This is a genomic window from Microcoleus pseudofavosus SVA1_A4 (assembly GCF_036700565.1).
GTDB lineage: Bacteria > Cyanobacteriota > Cyanobacteriia > Cyanobacteriales > Microcoleaceae > Microcoleus.
The window spans coordinates 39289-53966 of sequence record NZ_JAUBPE010000011.1 but is presented as its reverse complement, the minus strand read 5'-3'; the positions used below and the strand labels follow the sequence as shown (position 1 = coordinate 53966).

General features: G+C 44.3%; 14 protein-coding genes and 1 pseudogene. 9 read left to right on the top strand and 6 right to left on the bottom strand.

The annotated features are described in order from the left end of the window. Positions 1 to 35 precede the first annotated feature (35 nt). Positions 36 to 3362, bottom strand: a complete 3327-nt coding sequence (locus QUA02_RS07100) for an AAA-like domain-containing protein (protein ID WP_333026314.1) — start codon at positions 3360 to 3362, stop codon at positions 36 to 38. A gap of 12 nt (positions 3363 to 3374) precedes the next feature. Continuing rightward, a complete protein-coding gene (locus QUA02_RS07095; protein ID WP_333026313.1) occupies positions 3375 to 4688 on the bottom strand; it encodes an AAA-like domain-containing protein in 1314 nt (437 codons plus the stop codon). Positions 4689 to 4953: 265 nt separating this feature from the next. Between QUA02_RS07095 and QUA02_RS07090 the strand changes: the two genes are divergently transcribed. Continuing rightward, the gene (locus QUA02_RS07090; RefSeq protein ID WP_333026311.1) at positions 4954 to 5175 is read left to right on the top strand and encodes a hypothetical protein; all 222 of its coding nucleotides are present in this window, start codon (positions 4954 to 4956) and stop codon (positions 5173 to 5175) included. A 274-nt stretch (positions 5176 to 5449) separates the two neighbouring features. Here the strand turns inward: QUA02_RS07090 and QUA02_RS07085 are convergent, their stop codons facing one another. Beyond that, positions 5450 to 6928 (bottom strand): bifunctional orotidine-5'-phosphate decarboxylase/orotate phosphoribosyltransferase, encoded by a 1479-nt coding sequence (locus QUA02_RS07085; protein ID WP_333026310.1) that lies wholly within the window; start codon positions 6926 to 6928, stop codon positions 5450 to 5452. 144 nt (positions 6929 to 7072) lie between these two features. Here QUA02_RS07085 and QUA02_RS07080 point away from each other — a divergent pair, with 144 nt between their 5' ends. The 5 genes from QUA02_RS07080 (at position 7073) to QUA02_RS07060 (ending at position 9706) form a co-directional block, all read left to right on the top strand. Then, positions 7073 to 7216, top strand: coding sequence for a hypothetical protein (locus QUA02_RS07080; protein ID WP_333026308.1), 144 nt, complete (start codon positions 7073 to 7075; stop codon positions 7214 to 7216). Positions 7217 to 7227: 11 nt separating this feature from the next. Then, entirely contained in the window at positions 7228 to 7419 is a 192-nt protein-coding gene (locus tag QUA02_RS07075; protein ID WP_333026305.1) for a pentapeptide repeat-containing protein, read from the top strand. 47 nt (positions 7420 to 7466) lie between these two features. Then, positions 7467 to 8177 (top strand): DUF547 domain-containing protein, encoded by a 711-nt coding sequence (locus QUA02_RS07070; protein ID WP_333026303.1) that lies wholly within the window; start codon positions 7467 to 7469, stop codon positions 8175 to 8177. Positions 8178 to 8498: 321 nt separating this feature from the next. Beyond that, positions 8499 to 9341, top strand: coding sequence for a GNAT family N-acetyltransferase (locus tag QUA02_RS07065; RefSeq protein ID WP_333026302.1), 843 nt, complete (start codon positions 8499 to 8501; stop codon positions 9339 to 9341). 23 nt (positions 9342 to 9364) lie between these two features. Continuing rightward, positions 9365 to 9706, top strand: coding sequence for a hypothetical protein (locus tag QUA02_RS07060; RefSeq protein ID WP_333026300.1), 342 nt, complete (start codon positions 9365 to 9367; stop codon positions 9704 to 9706). Between the two features lie 128 nt (positions 9707 to 9834). On the opposite strand, the gene QUA02_RS07055 is transcribed toward QUA02_RS07060, so the two are convergent. Next, on the bottom strand, positions 9835 to 9987 hold the full coding sequence (locus QUA02_RS07055) for a hypothetical protein (protein ID WP_333026389.1): 153 nt from the start codon (positions 9985 to 9987) through the stop codon (positions 9835 to 9837). After that, complete coding sequence (locus tag QUA02_RS07050) at positions 9974 to 10474, bottom strand: Uma2 family endonuclease (RefSeq protein WP_333026299.1); 501 nt, start codon at positions 10472 to 10474, stop codon at positions 9974 to 9976. The genes QUA02_RS07055 and QUA02_RS07050 overlap by 14 nt, the downstream gene beginning before the upstream one ends. Before the next feature lie 191 nt (positions 10475 to 10665). Between QUA02_RS07050 and QUA02_RS07045 the strand changes: the two genes are divergently transcribed. From QUA02_RS07045 to QUA02_RS07035, 3 genes are all read left to right on the top strand, one after another. Then, the gene (locus tag QUA02_RS07045; protein WP_333026298.1) at positions 10666 to 12066 is read left to right on the top strand and encodes a DUF2157 domain-containing protein; all 1401 of its coding nucleotides are present in this window, start codon (positions 10666 to 10668) and stop codon (positions 12064 to 12066) included. Between the two features lie 98 nt (positions 12067 to 12164). Further along, positions 12165 to 12863, top strand: a complete 699-nt coding sequence (locus tag QUA02_RS07040) for a GDYXXLXY domain-containing protein (RefSeq protein WP_333026297.1) — start codon at positions 12165 to 12167, stop codon at positions 12861 to 12863. Between the two features lie 190 nt (positions 12864 to 13053). Next, the gene (locus tag QUA02_RS07035; RefSeq protein WP_333026295.1) at positions 13054 to 14196 is read left to right on the top strand and encodes a hypothetical protein; all 1143 of its coding nucleotides are present in this window, start codon (positions 13054 to 13056) and stop codon (positions 14194 to 14196) included. Between the two features lie 297 nt (positions 14197 to 14493). Here the strand turns inward: QUA02_RS07035 and QUA02_RS07030 are convergent. After that, positions 14494 to 14610: pseudogene (locus tag QUA02_RS07030) on the bottom strand (SAM-dependent methyltransferase); the annotation flags it as partial. Between the last annotated feature and the right edge of the window lie 68 nt (positions 14611 to 14678).

The window sequence follows — 14678 nt, the reverse complement described above, 5'->3', positions numbered from 1 at the left end:
GTTGCTAAATTCAAATCATCCGCGTGGATCAGCGGTTAAATTTTCTCACCAAGCCATTCCCTCCCCCTCGCCAACAACTCGTCCAAACTTTCGATCGGCCAAAACCGCACCTTTCCATCCTGCGAACCAGTTATTAAAAACTTCCCGTCCCGACTAAAACAAATACTATAAATCGGACTTTTCAACTCCACAAAATCAGCCTCACCTTTGAGCAAATTGCCTTTATAGCCGCTAAAGTCCGCCAGTAAACTCCCCCGCAAGTCCCACAATTTGGCAGTGCCGTCTTGTGATGCAGTGGCGATCGTATCTCCTGTGCGGCTAAAACAGACACTTGTTACCGAGTCATTATGTCCGGTGAATGTTACCAAGCAGTTGCCTTGCAAGTCCCACAATTTCGCAGTTTTGTCATCTGAGGCAGTGGCGATCGCCTCTCCATTCGGGCTAAAACTGACACTCCATACCGAGTTATTATGTCCGGTGAATGTTACCTTGCAGTTGCCTTGCAAGTCCCACAATTTGGCTGTTTTGTCAGATGAGGCAGTAGCGATCGCATCTCTTGTCGGGCTAAAACTGACACTCCATACCGAGTTATTATGTCCGGTGAATGTTACCTTGCAGTTGCCTTGCAAGTCCCACAATTTGGCTGTTTTGTCAGATGAGGCAGTAGCGATCGCATCTCTTGTCGGGCTAAAACTGACACTTCTTACCCGGCCATTATGTCCGGTGAATGTTACCAAGGAGTTGCCCTGCAAGTCCCACAATTTGGCAGTTTTGTCAGATGAGGCAGTAGCGATCGCATCTCTTGTCGGGCTAAAACTGACACTATTTACCGAGTTATTATGTCCGGTGAATGTTACCAAGCAGTTACCCAGCAAGTCCCACAATTTGGCTGTTTTGTCATCTGAGGCAGTGGCGATCCTATCTCCTGTGGGGCTAAAACTGACACTCCATACCGAGTTATTATGTCCGGTGAATGTTACCAAGCAGTTACCCAGCAAGTCCCACAATTTGGCTGTTTTGTCATCTGAGGCAGTAGCGATCCTATCTCCTGTGGGGCTAAAACAGACACTTGTTACCTGATAATTATGTGCGGTGAATGTTACCAAGCAGTTGCCCTGCAAGTCCCACAATTTGGCTGTTTTGTCATCTGAGGCAGTAGCGATCGCATTTCCAGTCGGGCTAAAACTGACACTCCATACCGACTTATTATGTCCGGTGAATGTTACTAAGCAGTTACCCTGCAAGTCCCACAATTTGGCCGTTTTGTCATGTGAGGCAGTAGCGATCGCATTTCCAGTCGGGCTAAAACTGACACTATTTACCAAGTCATGATGTCCGGTGAATGTTACCAAGCAGTTGCCCTGCAAATCCCACAATTTCGCGGTGTTGTCATCTGAGGCAGTGGCGATCGCCTCTCCATTCGGGCTAAAACTGACACTCCATACCGAGTTATTATGTCCGGTGAATGTTACCAAGCAGTTGCCCTGCAAGTCCCACAATTTGGCCGTTTTGTCATATGAGGCAGTAGCGATCGCATTTCCAGTCGGGCTAAAACTGACACTCCATATCGACTTATTATGTCCGGTGAATGTTACCAAGCAGTTACCCTGCAAGTCCCACAATTTGCCTGTGCCGTCAATTGAGGCAGTAGCGATCGCATTTCCAGTCGGGCTAAAATAGACACTATTTACCGATCCCTTATGTCCGACAAACTGGTACTCTTCGCGGATTTTAGCAAGAATATTCTGCAAAACTAACAGAGGATTGGTAACGGGATATTCGGAAAGCGGCGGATTATCTGGGATCCAGTTCTTTAAATCTTCTCCTGCTTTGATAGCTGCCCGCAAGGCTTCTATTTGCTGTCCCTTCGACTGAAAAAGATTTAACGCCATGCGTCCAGCTTCTTCGATTTTGAAAACTTTCCTGAATTGTTTACGGAATTCTCTTAATGATTCATTACTTTTTTTCAGTTCTTGCAGTTCATCAGCTCGACTGGCATCTAAAAATTTATCATCCTCATCGCTTAAACGTTTCCCCACTTTCCACTGCAACGCATCCTGCAACGCTTGGCCGCGCAACAGTCGGGAAGTATCTTGACAATCTGAGGCTATCCAAGCGGCGAAGTTTTCCTGGTAGGGGCGGAGTTTTGCTAATTCTTTCTCTACCCAATCGAGGTTAAATATTTCTCGATAAATAGGGTTGTAAACTTGCAGTTGACCGTGTTTTTTAACAACTAACCCCGATAACTGTAACTCCATTTGGCCGGGACAGTTATCAGCGGCGACCCCCCCCAGCCCCCCCTTAGCAAGGGGGGGAGTAAGATTGTCTTTTTCCTCCTCTGCTAAGGGAGGATTAGAGGTATCTTTCCCAGCCCTTACTAAAGAAGAATTAGTGCTATCTTTCCCCCCCCTTAGCAAGGGGGGGTTAGGGGGGGTAATAATTTGCTGATAGATGCCGAGGAGTTGGCTGGTACGCTGTTGATTGCTGAGGATGCGATCGCGAATTGTTCCGAGGTGTTCGGGATTGTCGTTTTCTTCCCAATTGTTAATAATGTAAGCTTGTACCAGTTCGGCAATCTCAGGATTGCTGGTTTCTGCTTGTTCTAGGACAATTTTACAAAGTTTTTGAGTCAAAAAAGGCTGTCCGCCCGTCCAGTCTATAATCTCATTTAAAACCTGAATGGGACGATCGACTTTTCCTTCTAAGCCTTTCGCTAAAGGTGCAGCTTGTTCCTTAGTAAAACCTTTTAATTCAATAGCTTGACCGATATTAAAGGGCGTGCGTTTTTTATCTTGAATCAAATCTGAAGGTGTTGCGACGCCCAACAGACAAAATGTTAAGCGTTGATAAGCAGGATTTTCACCGCTCTGACCTTGATTGTGACAAGCACGAATATAAGCAAAAAAGTCATCAGTCGGAAAGTTTAAACTAAGAACGCTATCAATTTCATCAATAAAAATTACAATGTTTTGAGAAATGCGTTTCAGGAGGATAGAATCGATAAACTCTGCCAAACGATCCTGCGGTGACAGCCAATCACACTCGCTCAACCAATGTTTTAGATTGACATCCAGCGATAATTTGCGATTGAGATTTAACAAAATACTGTTGTACCACTTTTCCGGGGTAGTTAACTGAGTTCCCTTTCCAGAAAAATCTATTTCAACACAAGCTATTTCCTCTTGTTTCAGGCGATTCATCACTTGTACGCGCAAGCTGGATTTACCTGTTTTGCGCGAATTTAAAACATAACAAAACTTACCTTTTTTCAGTTCTTCATACAGTTGTTGGTCAGCTTCTCGCTCGACATAAGTTTGGGTATCAACGCCCAAAGTAGCTTCACAAATATATTTGTAAGTCATTTGTTCCCCCGATTAATTGGGATTTAGGCGAACGAAAAAATATTGCCGATACAAATCGCACCGAGGCAAACAATTATTTAGATCGACCAGCACCAATCCCATACCTTGCAATTTAAAAGTTGCGTTGGTGTCAAGTGGCACGGGCTGTGTTTCATTGACAACTTGATAGTAAGCAGTTTCTAGTTGAGGATTTTTACGGAGTTCTTCCAACTGTTCTCGTAAATGACTGATAAATGGACTTGCTTCTGTAGCAGCAATTTCCAAAAGTCTATCGAGGGAACATTGCTCTTTGCGGAGAAAAACAAAAGCTTCTTGGATCAGATAAGGATGCCCGCCAAAAATTTTCCTAAATTGCTTAAATATATCTGAATTCAACCCCTGAAGTTGATAGCACTTTGCTAAATAATCAACTTGAGCGGGAGTGAAATCGAGTAAAGTTTTAGTTAAGCCCACACCGCTAAGAGGAGAGTAGTTAATATCTAAGGAACCGTAAACATTGGTTGAGTGAACAATGATCAACCGCAATTTTTTCCAAAGTTCAGCAAATTGATTTCCCTCAAGGTGCAGTTGACTCCAACATCTCAATAATTCACAAAAATCAATTCGGAAAGATTCTTGATCAAAAACCCGATCGACATTTTTAAAAGCCAGTACCAAAGGTTGAGTCTGATTTTTTAACAAATAGTCCTCAAAGTAGGTTTGAGTATTCGTGTGTTCGTCAAACTCATCGCTATCCCAATATTCAGCTAATTTGTTTTCTAAACCCAAACTTCTACCAACTCGTTTACACAGCCATTTTAGTAATTCCTCATAACTTGAGAAAACACTACTACTTGCTTGGTTAAAATCCAAAGTAACGGCTTGATATTTATGACCTTTAGCACGCTCGATAATTCGGTTCAACAGTAAAGTTTTCCCCGTATATTTAGGTGCTTTAATCCGAATCACTGCTCCAGGTTCCAAGATTTTATCACAGCATTCAGATTCTATCGGATGACGCTCTACATAGTAAAAATTCAATTCTTCTCTATCGTCAGAGGAGATTCCCGAAGCTTTTATTAATTTATCGCTAACTAATTCACGTTTATACTGAGCAAATAGCGGGATTAATTGATCGCGCTGTCGGAAGCGTTCGCCCGGTTCATTTTTAAAACCAAATAACTCGCAGATATTTGAAATATGGTATCTGACACCCGATGAATCATTAAGTTTGAGGGATTTAGCGATCGCTTCCTCTGACTTCCCTTGCAACCACATATCTAATACCTCATGCTGTAGGGGTTTTAGCTTTTTTGGATAAATGGCGTCAAACTCTTTTTGATTCATGATCCGCATACCTGCCTTAGCGCTTTACCTACCACTCTTACTAATTTACCACAGTTGTCAGCTTCAGCCCCGATAGCCAGTTTAATTTCACAAATTTACAAACACCAGCTCATTTGTGAATATTTTTTCACAAACCCTTCTACTCCCTTGTCAAAAAAAGGGGTAATTCCCCGGCAATTGACAACTTTGTTGAATTTATTTAGCAATCAAATAATAGTAAGAAAGTTAGTTTATTATCGAAATTGTAGATATTGGAATTAACTAAATGAAAAATTTAAATCGGCTACCCCAGAACAAGAGTACATCAGCTAAAAAGGTAAATCAAGTGAAAAAATCTGACAATTCAGACACCAAGTGGTCGATCCAGGTAGTTGTAGTACCGATCGCCATCGCCCTAATTCAGTTAGCAACAACGTACATCAGCACTCAAAATACCCAACAACCGCCAAATCCACCGATCGAGCACAGGACTCCACCCTCACAATAACATCCGATGCGATCGCCCTTATTAAGCCAACTGCACATTCTGCAACTTGCAAATAGCTTTCAACACTTGCGCCAACAAGAGCGATCGCTCCATATCAATCAAATTGAATTCTGGTAAAATCTGATACAGCGTATTCCAGTTTTGTGAAGTATAGGGACACGGCTTGGCCTAAGTCCCTACGGGGAAGCTCGCGATAGGCGGGTGTACTTCATAAATGTAAAATCTAATAAGTACAAGGATTTCCCCGCGTGAGATGAATAAACTGATATCTACTTTAATGTTCCGCTGTCAAAAGATGGAATTGCTCGGTATCAATGCGATTTGCTCGATACAAAATTTCAGCTATTTCCGAAAGCGCTAACACAGAATGGGCGCGATAACCGTTAGCCTGCAATTTATCTTTGACTCCCTGTTCGTGGTCGATCAATACCACGATATCTTCCACATTTAACCCAGCAGATTTTAACTTAGCCGCGCCTTCCATCACGCTTTTGCCGCTGATCAAAATATCATCGACTACGACAATCGTTTCTCCAGCCTGAAAATGCCCCTCAATTAACTTACCTGCACCGTAAGTTTTCACCTCCTTGCGCGGGAAAATCATCGGGCGTTCCATCCGCAAAGCTAAACCCGTTGCTGTGGGTAAAGAACCGTAGGGAATTCCGGCAATGCGATCGAATTTTAAATCCTTGAGAATGTCTGCATAAGCGCTGACAATTTGATGAAAAATCTGCGGAATAGAAATTATTTTCCGCAAGTCGATGTAATATGGAAATACGGCTCCCGATGCTTGTACGTGGTCGCCAAAAACTACGCAGCCGATGTCATAAAGTTGCAATATTAAATCGCGGTGAGGTTCCGGTTGTAAAAAGCAAACATCGGGCAGCCACAGTTCGCAAGTGGGACTACCTGCGATCGCCCGCAGCCTCTGTTTATTAATACTATCCCGCAATTTCTCAATTTCTCGGCGCGGCTCTTTCCCCGCTAATAAACTTGGGGGGACTGGCAGCAATAAATCTTCACCATTCTTGCTTAAACCGGCCGCCAGTAGTTGTGCGAGGTCGTTTTCTTCTGTGATGTCATTTTCTGCGGGGATGTCTCCTTCGACTAAAATTAGGCGCTCAGGAGCTGCTTGGCGGATGCGCGCCAACATATCCGGCATTACTCCTACTTCTAAACCGACTTTTTCGGGAGTTCCCCAAGTTTGAGAGAGTCGGACTAATTGCAAGTAAAAAGGGTTGTTTGGCGTCGGGTATTCTTGCACAGCCTCCGCTGAGGGGTTGGCGGTGGCACAGAGTACAAAAACAGTTTTTCCGGCGTATAACAAAAAAGGCGCTACTTGGTCTAATCCGGCATAGGGGCTTAAAGTAATAGCGTCAACTTGCCAGTCTTGAAATACAATTTTGGCAAACACTGTGCTGGTATTTAAATCGCAGTGTTTCGCATCTAAAATTACTGGCAGGTGAGGGGGAATAATTTTTAAAATTTGTTGCAGCAATTCCCAACCGGGAATACCGAGAGATTGGTAAAAACCGAGGGTGATTTTGCAGGCACAAATTAAATCGGCTGTTTGGTCGATCGCACTTTTTAGCTTTGACAACAAATCAGTTACAAAAGTTTGAGTCTCTTCCCCAGTCATGGAAACCAGCGCGGGCAAGGTTTCCGGGTCGGGGTCGAGGGCTAAATAAAGCAAACTTTGATTGCTTTCAACAGCCGCTAACAGTTTATCGAAAAAGTTGGTTCGATCCGTCATAGTGTGTTAGGGAGGTAAGGGAAAATTAAAAAATTGCCGATCGAAGTGGGAGGGGTGTTGTGCCGGAAGAAACCGATCCCCGTTGAAATTGAAATTAAGAATCTTTTAAAATTGTAGAAGGTAAAGAGCAGGAAATTTGTAACTTTGGGAGCAGTTTCATTGGGACTGATTTTCGGGTTGGCTGCACCGGTGATTGCAGCTAACCCCAGCAAATCAATTAGTTGCGGTAAAATAACCATTGTCAGCGCGGCGATTTTATCGGCATTCCCCTGCCGCACGCGAGTTTAGCAAATGCGGATTTGCAAGGGGCAGATTTGAGAGGATCAAATTTTAGGGAAGCTAATTTATCCGGGCTTCTTGGCGGCAAGCTAATTTATTTACAAGGCGCTAATTTGAACGAAGCTAATTTAATCCAGAGCCCGTTTGACGGGGCTAATCTAAAAAATGCTAAGGTGGCAGGTGTTATTTCGGTTGAAGGTAGTATTAAATAGAAGCAGAAGCTAAACCAATGCCCGCCTTTTATTAAGGATAGTAATAAATGATCGGTACGATCGACTTTACGATTTGGGACGAGTTGCTGCAACGCTACGTTGACGATTTCGGCCGCGTCAATTATCGGGGCTGGAAAGCTGAGGGGGCGGATGTTTTGAGGGCGTGGCTGGAAAGTTTGGCGGATGTGGATTTGGCGGATTTTACTGATGCGGATGCGCGGCTGGCGTTGTGGCTGAATGCGTATAATGCGATCGCAATTTCTCAAGTTCTCGAAGTATATCCGATCGCGTCCATCCGTCCCAAAGTTTTGGGAATTCCCAACTGGCTGAGTTTTTTGGATTTTTTCACCCGTTCAAATTCGATTATTGGCGGCAAAAAGTACAGTCTCAATCAAATCGAACACGCAATTTTGCGGCCGGAATTTGCGGAACCGCGCATCCATTTTGCATTAGTTTGCGCTTCTGTCGGGTGCCCGCTGCTGCGTCGCGGGGCTTATTTCCCGGAGTCGGTGCGGACTCAACTAGAAGCAGATGCCAGCCGTTTTATTCACAATCCTGATAAGGTGCGATATGATGCCGAGAAAAAGACTCTTTATTTGAGCAAGATTTTTAAGTGGTACGGCGAGGATTTTGTAAAGGCGGCGGGTTCGGTGGCTGAGTATGTGGGCGGTTATTTGGGACCGGAGGCGGCTGTGGGTGATGGATGGGCGATCGTTTTTTTGCCTTACGACTGGAATCTGAATCAGGTTGATGGATAAAATTTGCGCCTAGGGGTAGGTGTTTTATTAAGGGGGTGATTTTTTTCGGCTGTATCAGTTGCGTAGTATGGGTTTAAGGCACTTTATGAAAAATCAGACGGACGCAAATGCTGTATTGCTTGCTGTCAAAGGTTTTGAGGTTTGTTGAAAATTTTGCCTTTTGACAAATCGGTATTAAAATGGTACTGGTATGATTAAAGTTGCAACGATCGTAAAACCCTATCAGGGATTGAAAAACGGTGGCAGTAACAGCGCATGAACTGGCAGCATATCGTTGCGATCGCCAAAAACCCCAGATCCAATAACTTTAAGTACAAAAATATGACCCAAAAACAATGGATGATTAGCCGGATGACGATATCGGAACTTAATTTAGCAGTAGATTGGGCAGCGGCAGAAGGTTGGAACCCCGGATATTATGATGCCGAATGTTTTTTTCAAACCGATCCTCAAGGATTTTTCATGGGTTATTTGAATGATGAACCTATTGCTTCAATTTCTGCCGTTGCCTATGATTCCAGTTTTGGTTTTATTGGTTTATATATTGTCAAACCTTCCTTTCGGGGCCAGGGATGGGGAGTAAAATTGTGGCAAGCCGCGATCGAATATTTAGGAACGCGAAATATTGCTTTGGATGGCGTTATTGCCCAACAGGAAAATTATCAAAAATCTGGTTTTAAATTAGCTCACCGTCACATTCGTTATCAAGGTCGAGGATTTGGAGTTATTCCTGACGAGTTGATTCCACTTTCAACCGTTCCTTGGGAAGAAATTCTAGCCTATGATTCTCAACATTTTCCTGTTCCCCGTCCGGTTTTTTTAAAGCATTGGATTCAACAACCTAAAATAATCGCTTTAGGTGTCAAACATCAGGGAAAACTAAGCGGTTATGGCGTTTTAAGAGTTTGCCGTCAGGGGTATAAAATTGGGCCATTATTTGCCGATAATGTCGGTTTTGCCGAATTATTATTGCAAGGATTAATGGCAAAAATACCCGATTTTACTGTATTTTTAGATGTGCCTGATACCAATTTAGAAGGTATTAATCTGGCTGACAAGTACGGAATGAAACCAGTTTTTGAAACTGCACGAATGTACACATTAACGCCACCAAATTTACCCATAAATCAAGTGTTTGGGGTGACAACCTTAGAACTCGGTTAAACATCAGTTAACAGCACAAGCTGATGGGCCACCATTGCCGATCGCCAAACAGTATTGCGGTGATGGTGGCTAGTACGGCTATTTTGCCAGCACTTGCTTCACCGATCGCCAACCCCTCTCATATCAAATCCGGTAGCATCGGAATTAATATAACCCGCAATCAGGACACGGCAGTGCCGTTTCCCTACAATAAATCTGGCGTAGGGAAACGGCACTGCCGTGTCCTCTATATCATTCCGGCGCAGCCGGAATTGATATCACATTTCCAGTCCGCAGGCGATCGCCAGTTCGATCGACAAAACGAAGTAATTCCGGTTGCAATTACCATAAAACCCTATGAGGGATTGAAACATCGAGGATTGTAATCCTCGACAACAAATGATTCATAGTTGCAATCAAACTAAATCCCGATCGGGGATTGAAACAAAATTCTGCGTTACTAGGAAAAGTGACAGGTTAGATGAATGCTAACCAATTAGCTATTGATCCGCCCTTAAACCTCTCCACTCAAAATCTGTTGAACCGTCAAACTTAGCTGTGGAAACATCGGAGATACGATCGCCTCTCCATCCCGAAATACCCCAACCTCAACATATTGCCCATCCTCAAGCCGCAAAACCGTCACAACTTGTTCAATTGGATCGATAACCCAATACTCTGCAATGCCCCGCGCTGCGTACTGAGCTCGTTTGCGTTGGCGAAGCCCTCGAAGAGGATCGTAATCCCGATCGCTCGCTGCCCACTCTACCCGGACTGACTACCTCCACAACAAACCGAGGAGGCAGCATATCGAAAGTGATAGTTAGCCTGGTTGCTGTCAGCGGAATGTGTTCGGGTTCCAGAATTATCAAATCGGGGTAGCGGTTGGCCGCATCTCCCGATCCTCTTCGAGGGCTTCGCCAACGCAAAACGGCAACTTGAACCTCGCAATTATGCGTTTTAATCAGTCTAAGTGGCACTAGCCCGCTGCTAGCAAGATAGAAAAATAGATAGTTAGCAATGAAATTATTAGGTTCAGATTCTGGTGGCAAAGCTATTAACTCCCCATCTATTAACTCATAGCGTTGACCCGTATCATTTGAGTAATTAAGGTACTCGTCAAAAGTTAATTTTTTAGATTGAGCTTGTACCATAAAATTACATTCCTTGATTTATTCGTTCCTTTCTGCTGGGAGTTTGTTTATGTAGAAACGGTTTCAACAGCCGAAGGATATCAATCAAAACTGCTGTGCTAGTTCAGCAGGTGTCCCAGCCTCCATCGACAATCGACCCACAAGTGACATATTAAAAACTATCACAGTTCAAATCCTCTGGAATATAAACAATGATTTCAGATAAATTTCGGCGCGAGTTGCGGGATCAAGCCAAACTCTGGCAAGCAGAAGGACTCATCGATACTTCATTCTACCAACAACTTTCGGAACGCTACCAATTCAACACACTCGAAACCGCCTCCCGCAACCGTTTCCTCAGCATTCTCATCAGTCTCGGCGGCATTCTCCTCGGTATAGGAGTCATCACCTTTGTAGCCGCAAACTGGCAAGTTTGGTCGCGCGAAGTGAGAGTTGCACTGCTGCTAAGTCTTTTCGTAGCAGTCAATGCAGCGGGTTTCTATCTGTGGCGAATTCCCCCATCCCGAAGCAAAAACTCCCATCCCAATATGCCCTTAACAAAAGGGCGAAACAAACTCCTAGGTGAAGGATTGTTGCTGTTAGGTGCTCTGATTTTAGGAGCAAATATGGCATTGATGGCGCAAATGTTCCATATTGGCGGTTCTTCCTACGGACTTTTCCTTGCTTGGGGAATCGGCGTGCTCGGAATGGCTTACAGTTTGCGGTTGACTTCCTTGGGCGTTTTGTCCGCACTTTTAATCGGTTTGGGCTATTGGCTTGCCGTGTTAGATTGGTCTTCTAAAGTCGAGTTTTCTTGGCTGGAAGTTTTGGTGCGGCAAATGCCGATCGCAGCCAGTATAATGTTTGTGCCGCTGGCTTATTGGTGTCGATCGCGTGCTATTTTTGCCATAGGTGCGATCGCGATAATTTTTTCCCTACAAGTTTCCATTGCCCAAGGGTTAAATCCAACCTGGGGTGTTGCAATTTTTTGCGCCCTACCGCCCGCTTTGCTGTGGGGATACGACGATGCAATGTGGCCGAAGGTACACAGCAGGCTGTTTCAACCTACCGCCCGCAGTTTAGCACTGCTGTTTCTCGCCGGTTTGTTTTATCTTCTTTCTTTCTACGGGTTGTGGCAAGATTCGCCGAATCCTGCGCCAACTGATCCGGATTGGGTTTTGCTGGCAAATGTGGCTGTTTTGGGCGGTTTCACGGTGTTTGAATGGCTGCGTTTGGGACGTTTGGAACTGCGGCGGCCGAAACAAAAAGGAGTGAATTTGACCACAGGTGCGATCGGAATTTTAATCCTCGCCAGCGCCTTTATACCGCTTTTTCACCTCAGTTTTACTCCCATTCCTCAATTAGCGACTTTTCTGTTCAATGTTTGCTTATTTTTGCTTGCTGTCGGCTTAATCCGAGAAGGTTTAGCATTAGGAAACCGCCAGACTTTTTGGGGAGGCATGGTATTAATTACCCTGCAAATAATCAGCAGAGTGTTTGAATACAATACAGGATTGTTGCTCAAATCTTTTGTCTTTGTTTTGTGCGGACTTGGCGTAATTGCTGCGGGTTTGTGGTTCGAGCGCCACTTCGCAAAAATCAAAGATGAATAGAAATTATTCATCTCTCTGTTCTCTAACTCTGCGCCCTCTGCGGTCTCTGTGGTTTAATCATTCCGAAACAACCCTAAACAATATAACCCATACCTAACATGAACACAAACAACATTGACTTATTAGTTGAAAATCCAGATACAACAAATCTGTTTCAGCTTCCCCCCGCGGCGAAACGCCTTCCCGCGTGGCGGCTGTGGGGTCCTTTGCTCCTGCAAATCGGACTAATTGCCGCAGTACCCGCCACCGCAGTTTACACTTTTATTACTGGCAAAACAGTTGTCCTGCAAACAGTACCGGTAGACCCTTACGATTTGCTGCGCGGATATTACCAAGTTTTGAGCTATGATATTTCCGATCGCACAAATCTCGAAAAACTCCCCGGCTGGAAAGATTTACCTGCGGAAAAAATCTCTTGTCCGCCCGGGGTTGTTTGTCAACAAACTACGCACAATCCCAAGCCAAAAACCAGTTTTTATGTAATCTTAGAAGCGCCAAAAGCGGCGACTAATTCCGGCCGCCCCCAAGCTTGGAAACCCGTCCGCGTCAGTCTCAAAAATCCCACCAATTTGCCCGCCAATCAAATCGCTATTAAAGGCAAATATAACAGTTGGCAGATGGAATACGGCTTAGAAACTTATTATATGCCAGAGGATGAAAGGGAAAAAGTCAATCAGGAGATTAGCGAAGCTCAAAGGAACCAGCGACAATCTTTTTTGGTAGAAGTAAAGGTTGACAAAACAGGCCATGCTGTGCCTGTGAGTTTGTGGGTGCGCGATCGCAATTATCGATTTTAGCCAAACAGGGCAAAAGGTCGATCGGTCTTTTGCCCTTGTTTTGAGTATTTTTGCTTAGGGATGGGGTCGAGTCCGGGCGATTCCCTCCGGGATAGCTTCGCTTCACGACATTTCAATTGCCGACAACCCAGGAGAATCTATTAAGATATATAAGACTTGCGCAAATCTTGCCAATTCAAGGGCGCAAGTCATGACTCTACTGGAGCTTCTCATGTTAGCCGAGCTAATCTCTGCCAGACGCATACTCAAGACCAAACTCCTCGAATTTTTAGGACTTCCCGAAAATTGCCCAGACAAAACAGATCACCTCGTCAGCCGAATTGTATCCGTGCTGGAAGTAAATGCAGCCGAACAAGAAAGATTTTGGGAGACATTCAAAAGTGAATTAGCCGTCGATCCCGTAGAATTAGAAGAAATACTCAAGTGTTCGCCAGCAGAACGCCAGCAGTGGATTGAACAAGGCAAACTCCCTATTCTAGAATACCGCTCTTTCCGCAAATCAGGAATCCATTTAGAATATCCCGTTCACGACAGAAGATTCATCTTAAGTCTAACGCAAACCGATATTAATAATTGGCGCAAAGAACCCAAAGGGCTGATTCAAAATAATCGCCCAACAGCCTTCCCAATCAATACAGAAAACCGCGCCGAAAACGAACAATCCCGAGGAGCTTTTAGTTCCGCTTGGGAAAAAATTATTGCCGACTGGAAAGAACAAGGTTCGGCGGAAATTTCAGCAACCTTCCAGCTAGCTTACTGGACAGTTTGGGCGTCGCGGTGGGCCAAAGAAAATCAGCTCAACAGCTTTAAAGCAATAAAATATAAGGAAGTCTACGAAACTCACCAGCAGGAATGGTATCAGCGAAAAAATCAAGCAGTCAAGTTACTGATTGAAATGCCCTACGCCATGCTTTACTTCTACCGTCCGGCGGATTCTGACAAATTATATCTCGAACTGTGCGACGACCACCAGGAAATGATGAAAGATGGCTACTATTGGGACAAGTGGGAGTTTTTCTATCAGAACCGCAAATTGGTAAATAAGTGCCGCGAATGCGTGTACTCCGAAACCAAAGATTATTACTCGCTTTACTACCTGGAAATCAAGAGCGACAAGTTTCCAGATTTTAGTTTTTCTTTCCACACGCCGTACACCATCGGCAGAAAATTTTTGCCGCATCCAGAAACGCTGCCTTATGTAGACCACGTAGAACAGGACGGCATTTTTCGCTTTGGTCGCCCCCTGCTAGAACAAGAGAAAGTTATTCACACAGAAAAGGATGTATTGCTAAAGTTTGAGGCGGCTTTGGCCGAAGCGAAAAAGTTTTTTTAGTTATGAGTAATTAGGTGGCTGTTGGGGCGGGTTTCACCAACCATAATTGCCAATGATTGAAGATATATAAAACCCGCCCCAACCCAACCGTAAATCGAAATGTACATTTTTCCGATTCTTTACGAAGTCAGAGTTCATGTAGACGATCCGTTGGGTGGGGGCGAGTTTACAAGATTGTTGGTTTTAGGCAGTTATTGTTGGTGAAACTCGCCCCTACAAAATTTGGTCGATCGCAATTGACTTGCATCCGCATCCGATCGACCTGCAAACGGATTCATCCGTGGGGTCGCCTCTAAAATCTAAAGCTAGTTGGCCCAAACGAGCCTCGCCGCCTACCCTCAAAGCAGCCAGACGCGCGATCGCATCGTAGAGCCACTGATACCGATAACTTAAATCTCTAAAAATTGTTGCCACAGTCAAAATTATGTATACCTTGCTATCGACTTAATATATTATTAAGTTATATGATAAAGATAAATAAC

What these genes read in the sequence shown, in the direction of transcription:
- QUA02_RS07085 (WP_333026310.1), bottom strand. Translation starts at nt 6,928, where the DNA reads ATGACGGATCGAACCAACTTTTTCGATAAACTGTTAGCGGCTGTTGAA.
- QUA02_RS07100 (WP_333026314.1), bottom strand. Translation starts at nt 3,362, where the DNA reads ATGACTTACAAATATATTTGTGAAGCTACTTTGGGCGTTGATACCCAA.
- QUA02_RS07060 (WP_333026300.1), top strand. Translation starts at nt 9,365, where the DNA reads ATGGGCCACCATTGCCGATCGCCAAACAGTATTGCGGTGATGGTGGCT.
- QUA02_RS07095 (WP_333026313.1), bottom strand. Translation starts at nt 4,688, where the DNA reads ATGAATCAAAAAGAGTTTGACGCCATTTATCCAAAAAAGCTAAAACCC.
- QUA02_RS07045 (WP_333026298.1), top strand. Translation starts at nt 10,666, where the DNA reads ATGATTTCAGATAAATTTCGGCGCGAGTTGCGGGATCAAGCCAAACTC.
- QUA02_RS07065 (WP_333026302.1), top strand. Translation starts at nt 8,499, where the DNA reads ATGACCCAAAAACAATGGATGATTAGCCGGATGACGATATCGGAACTT.
- QUA02_RS07070 (WP_333026303.1), top strand. Translation starts at nt 7,467, where the DNA reads ATGATCGGTACGATCGACTTTACGATTTGGGACGAGTTGCTGCAACGC.
- QUA02_RS07035 (WP_333026295.1), top strand. Translation starts at nt 13,054, where the DNA reads ATGACTCTACTGGAGCTTCTCATGTTAGCCGAGCTAATCTCTGCCAGA.
- QUA02_RS07050 (WP_333026299.1), bottom strand. Translation starts at nt 10,474, where the DNA reads ATGGTACAAGCTCAATCTAAAAAATTAACTTTTGACGAGTACCTTAAT.
- QUA02_RS07090 (WP_333026311.1), top strand. Translation starts at nt 4,954, where the DNA reads ATGAAAAATTTAAATCGGCTACCCCAGAACAAGAGTACATCAGCTAAA.
- QUA02_RS07040 (WP_333026297.1), top strand. Translation starts at nt 12,165, where the DNA reads ATGAACACAAACAACATTGACTTATTAGTTGAAAATCCAGATACAACA.